The sequence below is a fragment of the Bradyrhizobium sp. CCGB12 genome (genome assembly GCF_024199845.1).
Lineage (GTDB): Bacteria > Pseudomonadota > Alphaproteobacteria > Rhizobiales > Xanthobacteraceae > Bradyrhizobium.
Window position 1 is genome coordinate 8,008,422 of sequence record NZ_JANADO010000001.1, and the last position, 14,463, is coordinate 8,022,884.

At 64.4% G+C, this 14,463-nt stretch carries 16 protein-coding genes; 8 read left to right on the forward strand and 8 right to left on the reverse strand.

Features of this window, described 5'->3' with window-relative positions; genetic code table 11:
- The first annotated feature begins 36 nt into the window (after positions 1-36).
- Positions 37-306 (forward strand): hypothetical protein, encoded by a 270-nt coding sequence (locus NLM27_RS36725; RefSeq protein WP_254147909.1) that lies wholly within the window; start codon positions 37-39, stop codon positions 304-306.
- Between the two features lie 45 nt (positions 307-351).
- Here the strand turns inward: NLM27_RS36725 and NLM27_RS36730 are convergent, their stop codons facing one another.
- Together NLM27_RS36730 and NLM27_RS36735 are read right to left on the reverse strand one after the other, a co-directional pair.
- Complete coding sequence (locus tag NLM27_RS36730; RefSeq protein WP_254147910.1) at positions 352-537, reverse strand: hypothetical protein; 186 nt, start codon at positions 535-537, stop codon at positions 352-354.
- Positions 538-678: 141 nt separating this feature from the next.
- The gene (locus NLM27_RS36735; protein ID WP_254147911.1) at positions 679-1,374 is read right to left on the reverse strand and encodes a DUF1013 domain-containing protein; all 696 of its coding nucleotides are present in this window, start codon (positions 1,372-1,374) and stop codon (positions 679-681) included.
- Positions 1,375-1,637: 263 nt separating this feature from the next.
- On the opposite strand from NLM27_RS36735, the gene ispH reads away from it, so the two are divergent.
- Genes ispH through rnhA form a run of 3 tightly spaced genes read left to right on the forward strand, consistent with a single transcriptional unit; the run spans position 1,638 to position 4,057 of the window.
- The gene (gene ispH / locus NLM27_RS36740) at positions 1,638-2,606 is read left to right on the forward strand and encodes a 4-hydroxy-3-methylbut-2-enyl diphosphate reductase (protein WP_254147912.1); all 969 of its coding nucleotides are present in this window, start codon (positions 1,638-1,640) and stop codon (positions 2,604-2,606) included.
- Positions 2,607-2,612: 6 nt separating this feature from the next.
- Complete coding sequence (locus NLM27_RS36745) at positions 2,613-3,596, forward strand: homoserine kinase (protein ID WP_254147913.1); 984 nt, start codon at positions 2,613-2,615, stop codon at positions 3,594-3,596.
- Positions 3,593-4,057, forward strand: coding sequence for a ribonuclease HI (gene rnhA / locus NLM27_RS36750; RefSeq protein ID WP_100232231.1), 465 nt, complete (start codon positions 3,593-3,595; stop codon positions 4,055-4,057). Before NLM27_RS36745 ends, rnhA begins: the two co-directional genes overlap by 4 nt.
- A 138-nt stretch (positions 4,058-4,195) precedes the next feature.
- On the opposite strand, the gene NLM27_RS36755 is transcribed toward rnhA, so the two are convergent.
- The 6 genes from NLM27_RS36755 to NLM27_RS36780 form a co-directional block, all read right to left on the reverse strand.
- Complete coding sequence (locus NLM27_RS36755) at positions 4,196-4,681, reverse strand: peroxiredoxin (RefSeq protein WP_008543132.1); 486 nt, start codon at positions 4,679-4,681, stop codon at positions 4,196-4,198.
- A gap of 108 nt (positions 4,682-4,789) precedes the next feature.
- Positions 4,790-5,344: a DUF924 family protein gene (locus NLM27_RS36760; protein WP_254147914.1), complete on the reverse strand. Its 555-nt coding sequence runs from the start codon at positions 5,342-5,344 to the stop codon at positions 4,790-4,792.
- Between the two features lie 15 nt (positions 5,345-5,359).
- Positions 5,360-7,042, reverse strand: a complete 1,683-nt coding sequence (locus NLM27_RS36765) for a long-chain fatty acid--CoA ligase (protein WP_254147915.1) — start codon at positions 7,040-7,042, stop codon at positions 5,360-5,362.
- Between the two features lie 188 nt (positions 7,043-7,230).
- On the reverse strand, positions 7,231-8,718 hold the full coding sequence (locus NLM27_RS36770; RefSeq protein ID WP_254147916.1) for a D-alanyl-D-alanine carboxypeptidase family protein: 1,488 nt from the start codon (positions 8,716-8,718) through the stop codon (positions 7,231-7,233).
- Between the two features lie 290 nt (positions 8,719-9,008).
- Positions 9,009-10,805, reverse strand: coding sequence for a glucan ABC transporter ATP-binding protein/ permease (locus tag NLM27_RS36775; RefSeq protein ID WP_254147917.1), 1,797 nt, complete (start codon positions 10,803-10,805; stop codon positions 9,009-9,011).
- Between the two features lie 84 nt (positions 10,806-10,889).
- Positions 10,890-11,939: an ABC transporter substrate-binding protein gene (locus NLM27_RS36780; protein ID WP_254147918.1), complete on the reverse strand. Its 1,050-nt coding sequence runs from the start codon at positions 11,937-11,939 to the stop codon at positions 10,890-10,892.
- A gap of 226 nt (positions 11,940-12,165) precedes the next feature.
- Between NLM27_RS36780 and NLM27_RS36785 the strand changes: the two genes are divergently transcribed.
- From NLM27_RS36785 to NLM27_RS36800, 4 genes are all read left to right on the forward strand, one after another.
- Entirely contained in the window at positions 12,166-12,525 is a 360-nt protein-coding gene (locus NLM27_RS36785; protein WP_254147919.1) for a hypothetical protein, read from the forward strand.
- Between the two features lie 116 nt (positions 12,526-12,641).
- Positions 12,642-13,046 (forward strand): phosphoribosyl-ATP diphosphatase, encoded by a 405-nt coding sequence (gene hisE, locus NLM27_RS36790; RefSeq protein ID WP_254147920.1) that lies wholly within the window; start codon positions 12,642-12,644, stop codon positions 13,044-13,046.
- 135 nt (positions 13,047-13,181) lie between these two features.
- The gene (locus tag NLM27_RS36795) at positions 13,182-13,784 is read left to right on the forward strand and encodes a YqaA family protein (protein WP_254147921.1); all 603 of its coding nucleotides are present in this window, start codon (positions 13,182-13,184) and stop codon (positions 13,782-13,784) included.
- 104 nt (positions 13,785-13,888) lie between these two features.
- On the forward strand, positions 13,889-14,428 hold the full coding sequence (locus tag NLM27_RS36800) for a hypothetical protein (RefSeq protein ID WP_254147922.1): 540 nt from the start codon (positions 13,889-13,891) through the stop codon (positions 14,426-14,428).
- The last annotated feature ends 35 nt before the right edge of the window (positions 14,429-14,463 follow it).

Consider the following 14,463-nt stretch of genomic DNA (forward strand, 5'->3'; position numbering starts at 1 on the left):
CCGCGCTAAACAGGGTCGGCCAACAGGGGACCCCGTATGCCACTCGCCACCGCGTCGCGCCTGCTCACGGCGGTTCTGCTCGCCATCGTTCTCTCCGCCTGCTCCGCGCGCTACCAGACGCCGGTGGCGATGGGCGGCGACGATGACGACGCGGTATGCCAGAGCCGCGGCTATGCGCAGGGCTCGCCGGAATATGTGTCCTGCCGCAAGGATCGCGATGTCCAGCGCAATGCGGCCACCGCCCGCGCCGACCGCCGTCAGCGCGATCTCGGCGAATACATGCTGAACCATCCCGAACGACCGTGAACGCCGGCGCGGAATGACCATGCCTCGCCGCTAGCTCGAAGGCGGCTATCCCGCGTGCACCGTCCGCGGGTGCCGCTCATGCAACAGCTTCGCCAGGGCGTCGCGTTCGCCAGGACGGTCGCTGACGGCGAGTTCGAACAAGGCTTCCTGGATATCCCGGGGCATGTCGCCCCACGTTGCCAGGACAGCGCGTCCCAACATCAACGCAAGATGGTCTTCGTCGTCCCGCATCGCTGATCCTCCGCGCTGGAAACAATGCGAGGTCGGCCGCATCGTTCCCGGCAGCGGCGTCGCGAAAGTTCCTGCTCGCAAACGAAAACGCGGCGGATCGCTCCGCCGCGTTCGAACCGGAGACGCTGCAGAAAAGGAAGCCTACTCTTCCTCTTCCTCCTGCTTCTTGCCGCCGAGCGTCTTCAGCTTGGCGAACACGGCATCGACATTGAGGTCGTCGCTGGATTTCTCCGCGGGCTCGTACTCGTCCTTGCGGGTGGTCTCGGAGGCCGGCAGCAGGGTGGCGCCGCCATAGGCTGCATCGATCGGCTTTTCCTTCGCTGCGCGCTGCACCTCGAAATCCAGCTCGATCTGCGAGCAGAGGCCGAGGGTGACGGGGTCGATCGGGGTCAGGGACGACGTGTTCCAGTGGGTGCGGTCGCGCACGCTCGCGATCGTGCTCTTGGTCGTGCCGACCAGCCGCATGATCTGCGCATCCTTGAGCTCGGCATGGTTGCGCAGCAGCCAGAGGATGGCGCTCGGGCGCTCGTGGCGGCGCGAGACCGGGGTGTAGCGCGGGCCCTTGCGCTTGGGCTGGGGCGGCAGCACCACCTTGCTCTCCTGGAGGCGGAGCCGGTAATCCGGGTTCTTCTCGCCCTTCTCGATCTCCTCGCGGGTCAACTGGCCGTTGGAGAGGGGGTCCATGCCCTTGATGCCCTGGGCGGCGTCGCCGTCGGCGATCGCGCGCACCTCGAGGGGATGCATCTTGGTGAAATCGGCGACCTGATCGAAGGTCAGCGCGGTGTTGTCGAGCAGCCAAACGGCGGTCGCCTTGGGCATCAGAGGTGCGTTGCTCATGGCAAATCTCCTTTGTGCTTCGCCCACCCCTCTGGAGGCGAAACCGGTGGTCATCAGCGATGACAGGGAATTCGCGCTATATAAGCCCGGAGGGGGTGGACACGCAATGGTTCTGCTATAGATAGTGCCTTGACAGCGCCCGAAAGGGGGCCCCAATTCCCTTGAACCGCCGTAAGGTTCAAGCCGACCCTTTAAAACCTATTCCATCCATCGACCGCCCCCGCCAGAAGGCGAAACGGGTGATTCGGTCCCGAGATCGCTCAATGTCAGCCAAACCAGACCTCAAGATCGTGCTTTGTTCTCCCCGTGGTTTTTGTGCCGGGGTGGTCCGGGCGATCGACACCGTGGAACGGGCGCTCGATAAGTACGGCGCCCCCGTCTATGTTCGCCACGAGATTGTGCACAACAAATATGTCGTCGACGGGTTGAAGAAAAAGGGCGCCATCTTCGTCGAGGAGCTCGCCGAGATCCCGGAAAACACCACCGCGCCGGTGGTGTTCTCGGCCCATGGCGTGCCGAAATCGGTTCCGGCCGATGCCACGTCGCGCAACCTGTTCTCGCTGGATGCGACCTGCCCGCTGGTCACCAAGGTGCACCGCGAGGCCGCGATCCACTTCAAGCGGGGCCGCGAGATTTTCCTGATCGGCCATTCGCATCATCCCGAAGTGGTCGGCACCCTCGGCCAGCTTCCGGTCGGCGCCGTGACCCTGATCGAGACCGCCGAGGACGCCAAGACCATCACACCGAAGAACCCTGACAACCTGGCCTTCGTGACCCAGACCACGCTGTCGATCGACGACACCGCGGAAATCGTGGCGCTGCTCAAGGAGCGCTTCCCGAACATCAACGGTCCGCACAAGGAAGACATCTGCTACGCCACCACCAACCGTCAGCTCGCGGTGAAGAAGGTGGCACCGGTGGTGGACGCGCTCATCGTTGTCGGTGCTCCCAATTCGTCGAACTCGCAGCGCCTGCGCGAGGTTGCCGAGCGCGAGGGCTGTGGGATCGCGGTGCTGGCGCAGCGCGCCACCGACATCGACTGGGACAAGTTCGGCAACATCAAGAGCCTCGGCATCACTGCGGGCGCATCCGCGCCGGAAGTGATCGTCGAGGAGATCATGGACGCCTTCGCCGAGCGCTACACGCTGCACGTGGAGACGGTCTCGGCCGCGGAAGAGAACGAGTTCTTCCCGCTGCCGCGTCAGGTGCGCCCCGAAGCCGCCGCCGAGTAAATCTGCATGGCGGTCTACACCGACGTCGCCGCCGACGAGCTTGCGGATTTCCTGAAGCAATACGATCTCGGCGAATTGCTCTCCTACAAGGGCATCGCCGAGGGCGTCGAAAATACCAACTTCCTGCTGCACACCAGCCAGGGATCGTTCATCCTCACGCTCTATGAGAAGCGCGTGGCGAAGAACGATCTGCCGTTCTTCCTCGCGCTGATGACGCATCTCGCCGAGCATGGCGTCACCTGCCCGTTGCCGGTGAAGGGAAGAGACGGCGAGGCGCTGCGCGAGCTGTCGGGCCGGCCGGCCGCGATCATCACCTTTCTCGAAGGCGTCTGGCCGCGCAAGCCGAACGCAGCCCATTGCGCCGGCGTCGGCGAGGGGCTGGCGAGGATGCATCTGGCCGGCGCCAATTTCGCGGTTCGGCGCGCCAACGCGCTCTCCGTCTCCGGCTGGCGGCCGCTGTTCGATGCAGCCTCAAGCCGTGCCGACGAGGTGCAGCCGGGCCTGCGCGGTTTTCTTTCCGCCGAGCTTGATCATCTCTCGAGCGGGGTCTGGCCCACCAGCCTGCCGGAGGGCGTGATCCACGCCGATCTCTTCAACGACAACGTCTTCTTTCTCGGCGACCGGCTCTCGGGGATCATCGACTTCACCTTCGCCTGCAACGACATGCTGGCCTATGACGTCGCGATCTGCCTCAACGCCTGGTGCTTCGAGCCGGACCATTCCTTCAACGTCACCAAGGCGCGCGCCTTCCTCAATGCCTATGGCCGGGTGCGAAAGCTCACCACAGCGGAAGAGGCCGCGCTCCCGCTGCTCGCGCGCGGCGCCGCGATCCGTTTCCTGCTGACGCGGCTGGTCGACTGGCTCAACGTGCCGGAGGGCGCGCTGGTGAAGCCGAAGGATCCCCTGGAATATTTCCGCAAGCTGCGTTTCCACCAGAGCGTGTCGAGCGTACGCGATTACGGGCTGATGCCGTCAGGACTGGTCGCGTGAGCGAGCTTCCCAATGTCACGATCTATACCGACGGCGCCTGCTCGGGAAATCCCGGGCCCGGCGGCTGGGGCGCGATCCTGAAGTTCGGCGACAAGGAGAAGGAGCTGAACGGCGGCCAGCCGCACACCACCAACAACCAGATGGAGCTGATGGCGGCGATCTCGGCACTCGAAGCGCTGAAGAAGCCGTGCACGGTCGATCTCTACACCGACAGTCAGTATGTCCGGCAGGGCATCACCGGATGGATCTTCGGCTGGAAACGCAACGGCTGGCGCACCGCCGACAAGAAGCCGGTGAAGAATGTCGAGCTGTGGCAGCGCCTCGATGCCGCGCTGAAGCAGCACGAGGTCCGCTGGCACTGGGTCAAGGGCCACGCCGGGCACCCCGAGAACGAGCGTGCCGATCAATTGGCACGGGACGGGATCGTGAAGGCGAGGTTGCAGCAGCGGGTGAGGGAGTAGGGCAATTGCTCGCTCTTTCCGTTCGTCATGGCCGGGCTTGACCCGGCCATCCACGTCTTCCCGCACGGAGCCAAGAACGTGGATGCCCGGGTCAAGCCCGGGCATGACGTCATCCTTGGATAGAGCAGCGCGTAAAACTTACAGCTGCCCGAGCAGCGTGTCGCCGCCGGAGACCTCGACCTTGCCGGGCATCGCCTCGAGGTTCAGCTTCTTCACCACGCCGTCCTCGACCAGCATCGAATAGCGCTTGGAGCGGATGCCGAGGCCGTTGGCGGAGGCGTCCAGCTCCATGCCGATCGCCTTGGCGAACTCGGCGTTGCCGTCGGCGAGGAAGATGGCCTCGTCGCGCTGGTCGGTGTCGCGCTTCCAGGCGTTCATGACGAAAGCGTCGTTGACGGAGACGATGGCGATGGTGTCGACGCCCTTGTCCTTCATGGCATAGGCGTTGAGGAAGATGCTCGGCAGGTGCATCTTGTGGCAGGTGCCGGTGTAGGCGCCGGGCACCGCGAACAGCGCCACCTTCTTGCCCTTGAAAATATCGTCGGTGGTCTTCACCTGCGGGCCTTCCGCTGTCATCACGCGGAATTTCGCCTCGGGCAGCTTGTCGCCAGTCTGGATCGCCATCGTCAGTCTCCCTGAATTTCGGTCCCGCTTTTTAGACCGTGGCGCGGGCCTGCACAATATTGCCGGGAGCGGAAGCGGAGGGGGCTGCCGCCGTTCACCGTGATGTCATCAGCCGGCAAACCCGCCGCCGTCGAGGAAGGCCTGCTCCTCCTCGGTGGTGTCGCGGCCGAGCAGACGGTTGCGGTGGGGGAAGCGGCCGAACCGCTGGATGATGTCGGCATGCTCGCGCGCGTATTTCAGGTTCTCGGCATTGTCGGTGTTTTGAAACAGCGCAACGCAACGCAGCTGGTCGGCAAGGTGCTCGGAATGCATGAAGGGCAGATAGAGGAATTCGAGCAGGATGGGATCGACCCTGCGATCGACGCCCCGCACGATGGCGCGGCGGGCGACGTCGCGCGCCTGCGCGTCGCTGGCAAAAGCCTGCGGCGTACCGCGGAACATGTTGCGGGGAAACTGGTCGAGCACGATGACGAGCGCGAGCGCGCCGTCGTCGCTCGCCTCCCATGATGCGAACTCGCCGGCGGCCGCCTTCTGCCACACGGCGAGAAAGCGGCGCCTGACCTCTGCATCGAAAGCGTCGTCGCGCTTGTACCAGCGCTCGCCGCCGGCCTCGCGCCAGAAGGCGAGAATGCCTGATGGCGTGATGTCGCCGATGTCAGTCATGAACCATGGGGCGGCTTACGCCGCCTCCGCCTTCTCGTCGCGAAGCTGCCGGCGCAGGATCTTGCCGACATTGGTCTTCGGCAAATCGTTGCGGAATTCGATGTGCTTGGGCACCTTGTAGCCGGTGAGCTGCTCCTGGCAGAACTTGATCACGGCTTCCGCCGTGAGGTTCGGATCCTTCTTGACCACGAAGGCCTTCACCGCCTCGCCCGATTTGGAATCGGGGATGCCGATCACGGCGCATTCGAGCACGCCCGGATGGCTCGCGATCACTTCCTCGATCTCGTTGGGATAGACGTTGAAGCCGGAGACTAGGATCATGTCCTTCTTGCGGTCGACGATCTTGGTGTAGCCCTTCTCGTCCATCACGCCGATGTCGCCGGTGCGGAAATATCCGTCAGCGGTCATCACCTTCGCGGTCTCTTCCGGCCTATTCCAGTAGCCCGACATCACCTGCGGGCCCTTGGCGCAGATCTCGCCGGGCTGGCCAAGCGGCACTTCGTTGCCGTCGTCGTCGCGGATCGAAATCCAGGTCGAGGGCACGGGAATGCCGATCGATCCCGAGAACTCGGTCGTGGTCGCGGGATTGCAGGTCAGTGTCGGCGAAGTCTCCGACAGACCGTAGCCTTCGGCGATGAAGCAGCCGGTCACTGCCTTCCACTGCTCGGCCACGGGGCGCTGCACCGCCATCCCGCCGCCGTTGGAGATCTTCAGCTTGGAGAAGTCGAGCTTCTTGAAATCAGGATGATGCATCAGCCCGTTATAGAGCGTGTTCACGGCCGGGAAGCTGTTGACCTGGTACTTCGCCAGCTCCTTGACGAAGCCGGCGATGTCGCGCGGATTGGGGATCAGGAGATTGCAGCCGCCGGCGCGCACCGCGAGCAGGTAGCAGGCCGTCAGCGCGAAGATATGATAGAGCGGCAGCGCGCAGACGATCATGAGCTGATCGACATGCGGCGGCGCGGCGAGCGCCGGCTGGAGCCAGGCGTCGTTCTGCAGGACGTTGGCGACGATGTTGCGGTGGAGCAGGGCGGCGCCCTTGGAGACGCCGGTGGTGCCACCGGTATATTGCAGGAAGGCGACGTCGCCGGGCGATAGTTTTGGCTTGTTGAAGGTCATGCCGCGGCCGGCCGACAGCGCGTCGTTGAAAGACACCGCACCCGGCAGCGACCAGGCCGGTACCATCTTCTTGACGCGGCGGACGACGAGATTGACGATCACGCCCTTGAAGCCGAGCAGGTCGCCCATGCTGGCGACGATGACATGCTTCACCGCGGTCTTCGCGATCACCTGTTCAACGGTGTGGGCAAAGTTCTCCAGCACGATGATGGCTTCGGCGCCGGAATCCTTGAGCTGGTGCTCGAGCTCGCGCGGGGTATACAGCGGATTGACGTTGACCACCGCGAAGCCGGCGCGCAGCACGGCGGCGGTCGCGACCGGATATTGCAGCACGTTCGGCATCATGATGGCGACGCGGGCGCCGCGCTGCAGGCCGCGCCCCTGCAAATAGGCGGCGAGCGCGACCGACATCTGATCGAGGTCGCGATAGCTGATCGACTTGTCCATGCAAATGAACGCCTTGCGGTCGGCGAACTTGGTGAAGCTCTCCTCCAACAGGTCGACCAGCGATGCGTATTGCGTCGGCTCGATATCGGCGGGCACGCCGGGCGGATATTGCTTGAGCCAGATGCGCTCCATGGAAACTCCCCTCATGTAACTGAGCCCGTTGTGTCGCGGGTTTGCCTCATTGCCGCCAGTATCGAGCCTGCCGCACCGGGTGGCAAGCCGTCGAGGCTTAGGGCAAAGGTCGGGGAGTAGCTACTGGAATCCTCGTAGACCGCTGCCGCAGGTGCGAAGTGCGGGCGCGGTCCAGCTCCGAGGGGCTGCTAACTGTTGTTGGCCGGCTTGGTGGCGGCGGGCTTGGTCGCGGCGGGGTTAGTTGCGGCCTTCGGCTTGGCGGGCTTGGGAGCTTGATCGCCGGTAGCCGCGGATTTTGCCGACGCATCGGACTTGGCCGTGGCATGCTTGGCTGCGGCTGGCTTGGTCGCAGTCTTGCCGTCGCTCTTGGCAGCACCCTGCTTGGTGTCCGGCTTCGCCGCCGCCGTCTTGGTGCCTGCGTCCTTAATGCCGTCCTTGTTGGCGTCCTTGGGCTTGTCGGCCGCGTCGTGCCTCTTGGCGACGCGCGACTTCTTGCCACGCGGCTTTGCCACCGTCTGTTGGTCGGCATCGGCCGCGACCGCGGCGATCAAGGCGGTGCCGGTGCGGGTTGGGCCGGTGTAGACAAGCACAGGCTCGGCGGCGGCCGGAGCGGCGGCCATCAGCTCGGAGGCCTTCATCATGGGCGGCTGGAGGCCGGCCGTGAAGAAGGTGACCTGAGCTTCGCCGCCGGTGGCGGATCCAGGCGTGCCGCCATTGGTCGCGATCAGCGCATCGTCGTCGTCGCTGGCCGGCCGCTTGCGGTGGGGCCCGCACATCTCGTCGCGCAGGTTCGGCGGCGAGGCGTCGACCGGCACGAGGTTGTCGACGGTGCCGAGCGAGGGACGCAGCCAGGTGAGAGTGTCTTGAGCGAAGCCGCGCTCGAGCAGCTGCGCCGCCTTCACCGCGCGCGCGGTTCCGGAATTGGCGCCCAGCACCACCGCGATCAGCCGGCGGCCGTTGCGCGTGGCCGATGCGACGAGGTTGTAGCCGGAGGCGCAGATGAAGCCGGTCTTGAAGCCATCGGCGCCGGGATAGCGGCCGATCAGCTTGTTGAAATTGCCGGTGATGCGCTTGCCGAAGCGGATCGCCGGAATGTGCACGAAGGACTCGTATTCCGGCAGGTCACGCAGGAACGCGCGCGCCAGGATTCCGAGATCACGCGCCGACGTGATCTGGCCGTCGGCGGGCAGGCCGTTCGGATTGACGTAGCTCGTCTGCGTCATGCCGAGCTTCTTCGCGGTGTCGTTCATCATCGCGGAGAAGCCGTCGATCGAACCGCCGACGCCTTCGGCGAGCACCACGGCCATGTCGTTCGCCGACTTGACCATCATCATCTTCAGGGCGTTGTCGACGGTGAGCTGTGTTCCCGGGCGGAAACCCATCTTCGATGGCGATTGCGAGGCTGCCGTCGGAGATACCGTAAGCAGCGAGTCGAGTGTGAGCCTGCCGTCCTTGACCGCCTTCAGCGTCACATAGGCGGTCATGATCTTGGTGACGGAGGCCGGATACCAGGGAATGGTCGCGTTATCCGCCTGCAACACCTTGCCGCTGTCGGCTTCGATCAGAAGCAGCGCTTCGGCGCTCGCCGCGCGCGGCGCAAGCAATGCGGCGCATGCGAGGCTCGCAGCGAACAGATTGAACAGGGATTTGCGAAGCAGCGGGCGAAGGGCGTGCACTATCCGATTCCGGTCCTTGGAGACCCGCCGGTTCCAGACGGTTCTCGTGATCTGATGGTCGGTTTTGAAATCCAGCGCCGCCGCTTGCGGCGTCGCAAACCTATACCGGCTGATGCGTCGAGAATAGGGGGACCGGTGCGGTATTCCGCGATGAAATAGGCCGAATTTCGACGGTGCTCTGGGGACTTGCGCGAGCATGATCCGGAAAAGTGTGCTGCGGTTTTCCGAAAAGATCATGCTCAAACAATAACCTAAAGCGCGATGACGGTTCATCCTGATCTCATCGCGCTTTAGGGCGATTTGACCGCAGTCGCAGCAGTCTCGGCCGCCGTCACGCTGGCCCGTGCGCTGTCCTGAACCATGAACTGGGCCCTGGCGAGTTCGGCGAAATGGCCGCCTTTGGCCACGAGTTCATCGAAAGTTCCGCTTTCGCTCACCCGGCCGTTCTCGAACACCAGGATCCGCGTGGCGTTGCGGATGGTGGAGAGGCGGTGGGCGATCACGAAGGTGGTGCGGCCCTTCATCACTTCGTCGAGAGCGGCATTCACCTTGGCCTCGGTGACGGCGTCGAGCGCGCTGGTCGCCTCGTCCAGGATCAGGATCGGAGGATCCTTCAGCAGCGCGCGGGCGATCGACAGCCGCTGCCGCTCGCCACCGGAGAGCATGCGGCCGCGTTCGCCGGCATTGGTCTCGAAGCCGCCACTGCGCTCGATGAATTCGAGCGCCTGCGCGCGCTCGGCCGCCTTGCGCATCTCGGCCTCGGTCGCATCCGGCTTGCCGACGCGCAAGTTCTCCGCGATCGAGCGGTTGAACAGCAGCGCCTCCTGGAACACCACGCCGATGTTCCGCCGCAGCGAGGTCAGCGTGACGCCGCGCACGTCCATGCCGTCGATCTTGATGAAGCCGGATTGCGGGTCGAAGGCGCGATGCAGCAGCGCGATCGCGGTTGACTTGCCGGCGCCGGTCGGGCCGACCAGCGCGATGGTCTGGCCGGGCAACGCCGTGAAGGTGAGGTCCTCGATCGCCGGTCGTTTGCCGTCATAGGAGAAGGTGACGTCGTTGAACTCGACGAGGCCGGAGAGCCGCCCCGCATCGATCGCGTCGGGCCTGTCGTGCACCGCGGGCACGGCATCGAGCACGTTGAAGAACTCGCGCAGGCGCGGGGCTTCCATGAACACATTGTTGATGAAGCCCACGACCTGCTCGAGCTTCTGGATCAGCATCGTCGCGAAGCTCACGAACATCACGATCTCGCCGACGGATGTCAGTCCTTGGTCGTGCAGCGCGATACCCAGGGTGAAGATCGCGAGTACCGTGATGGTGGTGGAGGCACGCGTGATGACGGTGACGAGCGCCCACCACGACAGCACCGGCATCTGCGCGGCCAGCAGTTCGTCGGCGACGGAGCGCAGACCCTTCACCTCGGATTCGACGCGGACGAAGCTCTGCACCAGCGCGACATTGCCGAGTGCATCCGAGGCGCGCGCGGAGAGCTCGCTGTAGTGCTCTTCGACCTCCATCTGCATGCCGAAGGTCTTGCGCACCACGAAAGTCGTCAGCGCGGTGAAGACGATGCAGAGCACGAATAGCAGGATCGCGAGCCGCCAGTTCAGATAGAGCGACAGCGGCAGCAGAACCACGACCGAGAGGATCGCGGCAAAATGCTCGCGGAAGAAGCCAAGCCACAGCCGCCACAGCGCGTCGGTGCCGTTGAGCATCACCTTCATCAGCCGGCCGGAATGGGTGCCGGAGTGGAAGGTCAGCGGCAGTTGCAAAATGTGCTCGAAATAGTCCGTCAGAACCGCCTGGCGCTGGCGGTGCGAGAGCCGGTCGGCCTGCAAGGCCACCAGCGCGCTGCAGACGATGGTGAACAGCCCGAACGCGACCCAGGCAGCCAGGAATGGCCAGGCCGAATTCGAGCCGGCCACGGTCTTGCCCGAGAGCACGTCGACGATCCGGCCGAACAGCACGGGTTCCGCAAACTGCGAGGCTGCGAGCAGGAGATTGGCGACCGCGAGCAGCCAGCCGAGCCGCGCCTCCCTGCCAAGCAGCTCGAGAACGCGGGTGTAGAGACGGAGGATGGACATGCGGGCTTGGGAACTCGGCGACGACGGAGCCCGTATTCTAAGCAGGGATCGCCCGCTAGATACAGCGGAAGCTTTCGGTTTTGCTCAGTTGATCAGCCGCCCCGTCACCGGCGGCAGGAAGCGGTCGTCGAAGATATCGCCCGCCGTCGGTTGTTTCCGGAATTTGAACTCCTGCGCGATCTGGCCGATCGAGCGATCGAGGCGCGCCGGATCAACGCCGCCGAGGCCGTTGCGCCTGACCTCGTCGGTCAGGATGTTGTCGGCGAGGGCGGTGCGCAGGCGCTCCAGCTCCAAATTGCGGTCGCCGTCGTCGATGCGGCTCGCGGCCTCCTCCGCCGCACGCTCGGGCTCGCTGACCGTCGCGTTGATGCCCGCGATCAAGGCGCGGACGAAGCCCTTCACGGCGTCCGGCTTTGCGGCGGCGAAGGCGGGATTGGCCACCACGGCAAAGCCATAGGCTTCGCAGCCGTAATCCGCATAGCGCAACACGACGAGATCGGCTTCGGGCACGCCGCGGTCACGCAGGTTCACCGCCGAGAGATAGCTGAAGCCGGCGACCGCATCGACCTGGCCCGCGGAGAGGATCGGCTCGCGCACCGCCGCGCTGATCCTGTGGAATTTGACGCGCGATGCATTGATGCCGTTCTGCTGCGCCAGTGCCGGCCATAGCCGCATCGACAGATCGCTGTCGGCAACGCCGACGGTCTTGCCGTCGAGATCGGGCAACAAATGGATGCCGCGGCTCCTGCGCGCGACGATCGCGTAGGGCGCGCGGTTGAACAGCACGAACACCGCCTTGATCGGCGCCGCGTTGTCCTTGTCGCGAAAGCGGATCAGCTCGTTGATGTCGACGAGCGCAAGCTCGCTGTCGCCCCTGGCGAGGCGCGTGAGCGCTTCTGGCGATCCGGCTGCGGTGTTGAAGGTCACGCCGAGATGTTCGGCGCCGAACCTGCCGTCCTTTGCGGCGAGGAAGAACGGCGCCATGCTCGCGTCCAACGGGCGGTCGAAGGTGAAGTGAATGGCAACCGGGGGCGCGGCGGTTTCGGCCGCGCCGACATCGCGTGCAATCGGGATCGCAAGCGAGATCGAGAGGGCCAGCAGGCAACGAAGCGCGATCGTCTTGAATCCCGACATCAGGTGCGCCGGTCCCGCATTGTTGTGGTTTCGTGACGCTCGCAGCGCCGGCTGCCGGAAGTCTGTCCGCGCCAACATGAACAGAGGATGAGCGGCAGTTGCGTCATGATCACGCAACCCCGTTCAGCTTGTGTTCGGGTTGGGGAACCCAACATGGGATGCGCGTGTTTGAGAGACATGAGCCTGTCTACAGGCACCATTCGAGGTCCCAAGGAGGGTCCAGGACATGTTCGACAGCTTTTCGAAATTTGCCGGCCGCAAGGCCGTTCTTGCCACCGCCGCGGTGCTGGCGCTGACTGCCGTTGCACCTACCGCCTCTTACGCAGGCGGTCGTCACTGGCATGGTGGTGGCGGTGGCGCCGCTGCCGCCGCGATGTTCGGTCTGGCCGCGACCGGCCTCGCGATCGCAGCCACCCGCGATGCCTACGCCTATGGTCCGGGCCCGGGTTACTATTACGAGAGCGGCCCGGTCTACTACAGCGGCCCCGGCTATGGTCCCTATTATTACGGCTCGGGCCACCAAGAGCGCTATGGCGGCTACACCAGGGTCTGCTCCCACGGCTGGTCCGGTTACGGCTGCTATTAACCGATCGGCAATCGTCTTCGACGAACAGGCCGTCGCGCTTGCCGCGGCGGCTCGTTTTTCGCTTATATTGTCGAACGTTAACGCGCTCGCCATTTCTTTAGAGTAGTTTTGCGTACATGAGTGATTCGCTTGAGCGGCTATACCTGGCTGTGCTCGCGGCCAGAGATCTTGATCCGGCAACATCGCGCACGGCCCGGCTGTTTCAGCGCGGCCCCTCCAAAATGGCGAAGAAGCTGGCCGAAGAGGCCATCGAAGTCGTGATCGATGCGGTCAATGGCGACAGCGAGGCCGTGATCCGGGAAAGCGCCGACCTGCTCTACAATCTCACCGTGCTATGGGCATCGGCCGGGGTACGTCCCGAGGACGTCTGGCGGGAGATGGCGCGACGTGAAGACATGCTCGGTATTGCCGAGAAGCTGCCGAAATCACCGATGAAACTGCCCAAAGTCGCGTCACCGCGCGTTGCCGTCAGGCGGCCAATTGTCGCGCTCGAGGGCCGCGCCGCGCGCAAGCGCCACTAAAGCGCGATGAAATCGGAACGAAGCGTCATCGCGCTTTAGCTCGTTGTTTGAGCGTCATCCTTTCCGAAAACCGCCGCACCCTGTTCCGGAACACGCCGGAGACGTCACAAAACTCACGATGGACAAATCCGTCCCATGGTGCTTCATCGCGGCGCCATGCTGAAACGTATCTACGATTGGTGCATCGACGCCGCCCACAAGCCCTACGCGCTCTGGATCATGGGAGCCGTGTCTTTCGCCGAAAGCTCCTTCTTTCCGGTCCCGCCGGATGTGATGCTGATTCCGATGTCACTGGCGCGCCCCCAGCGCGCCTGGGTCTATGCGGCGGTCTGCACCGCGACCTCGGTGCTGGGCGGCATCGTTGGCTATGCCATCGGCGCGCTGCTGTTCGACTCGGTCGGCCACTGGCTGATCCAGGTCTACGGCCTCGGCGACAAGGTCGATGCCTTCCGCGCCTCCTATGCGGAATGGGGGGCGGTCATCATCCTGCTCAAGGGGCTGACGCCGATCCCCTACAAGCTCGTCACCATCACCTCGGGCTTTGCCGGCTACAACATCCTGTTGTTCATCCTGTGCTCGATCGTTGCGCGCGGCGGTCGCTTCTTCGTCGTCGCGATCCTGCTCAACCGCTATGGCGACTGGATTCGGCACAAGCTCGAGGAGCATCTCGGCCTGTGGGTCACGCTCGGTGCCGTCGTGCTGGTGCTCGGCTTCGTGGTGGCGGTGAAGTTGATCTAGGGCATGATCAGGAAAAGTGTGAAGCGGTTTTCCGAAAAGATCATGTCCACCCATTAGGGCCGCGGCGGCTTTGCCGCCGCGCCCGCTTCGGCTACGGTTGCTGCATGATGGTTCGATCCGGCAATCTGGCCATGCGGCTCGGGACGCTGATGTCAGCAGTGCTGTTGCTCCTGCTCAGTGGCGGCGGGATCGGGTGGGCGCAATCTGCGCCGCCGACGCTCGGTCTCCAGGAGCAGGGGACGCAGGCAGCGCCGCCGCCGTCGACACCCGCTCCATCGACGCCGCCGGCGCATGAGGAAAATCCCGGGCTGATCAACGAAATGGGCAAGCTGTTCGACAAGCTGCCCTCGATCCTGCCGCCGATCAAAAGCCCGAGCGAGACCATGAACGATTTGTCGCGACTGACGAGGCCGTCCACCATGGTCTCGGGACGTGTGGCCTGTCCGGCCTCGTCGAACGGCGCGCCCGACTGCAAGCAGGCCGCCGACCAGCTCTGCCAGAGCAAGGGCTATCGCGAAGGCAAGAGCCTGAATGCAGACTCCGCCGAGAAATGCTCGGCCAAGGTCCTGATTCCGGGCCGGCAACGCAAGCCGGACGACTGCCGCACCGATACTTTCGTGACCAGCGCGCTGTGCCAAAACTGACGCAATGGCCTCGCGCGCATGCAACAGGGAGCGCC

What these genes read in the sequence shown, in the direction of transcription:
- NLM27_RS36725 (WP_254147909.1), top strand. Translation starts at nt 37, where the DNA reads ATGCCACTCGCCACCGCGTCGCGCCTGCTCACGGCGGTTCTGCTCGCC.
- NLM27_RS36730 (WP_254147910.1), bottom strand. Translation starts at nt 537, where the DNA reads ATGCGGGACGACGAAGACCATCTTGCGTTGATGTTGGGACGCGCTGTC.
- NLM27_RS36735 (WP_254147911.1), bottom strand. Translation starts at nt 1,374, where the DNA reads ATGAGCAACGCACCTCTGATGCCCAAGGCGACCGCCGTTTGGCTGCTC.
- ispH (WP_254147912.1), top strand. Translation starts at nt 1,638, where the DNA reads ATGTCAGCCAAACCAGACCTCAAGATCGTGCTTTGTTCTCCCCGTGGT.
- NLM27_RS36745 (WP_254147913.1), top strand. Translation starts at nt 2,613, where the DNA reads ATGGCGGTCTACACCGACGTCGCCGCCGACGAGCTTGCGGATTTCCTG.
- NLM27_RS36755 (WP_008543132.1), bottom strand. Translation starts at nt 4,681, where the DNA reads ATGGCGATCCAGACTGGCGACAAGCTGCCCGAGGCGAAATTCCGCGTG.
- NLM27_RS36760 (WP_254147914.1), bottom strand. Translation starts at nt 5,344, where the DNA reads ATGACTGACATCGGCGACATCACGCCATCAGGCATTCTCGCCTTCTGG.
- NLM27_RS36765 (WP_254147915.1), bottom strand. Translation starts at nt 7,042, where the DNA reads ATGGAGCGCATCTGGCTCAAGCAATATCCGCCCGGCGTGCCCGCCGAT.
- NLM27_RS36775 (WP_254147917.1), bottom strand. Translation starts at nt 10,805, where the DNA reads ATGTCCATCCTCCGTCTCTACACCCGCGTTCTCGAGCTGCTTGGCAGG.
- NLM27_RS36780 (WP_254147918.1), bottom strand. Translation starts at nt 11,939, where the DNA reads ATGTCGGGATTCAAGACGATCGCGCTTCGTTGCCTGCTGGCCCTCTCG.
- NLM27_RS36785 (WP_254147919.1), top strand. Translation starts at nt 12,166, where the DNA reads ATGTTCGACAGCTTTTCGAAATTTGCCGGCCGCAAGGCCGTTCTTGCC.
- hisE (WP_254147920.1), top strand. Translation starts at nt 12,642, where the DNA reads ATGAGTGATTCGCTTGAGCGGCTATACCTGGCTGTGCTCGCGGCCAGA.
- NLM27_RS36795 (WP_254147921.1), top strand. Translation starts at nt 13,182, where the DNA reads ATGGTGCTTCATCGCGGCGCCATGCTGAAACGTATCTACGATTGGTGC.
- NLM27_RS36800 (WP_254147922.1), top strand. Translation starts at nt 13,889, where the DNA reads ATGATGGTTCGATCCGGCAATCTGGCCATGCGGCTCGGGACGCTGATG.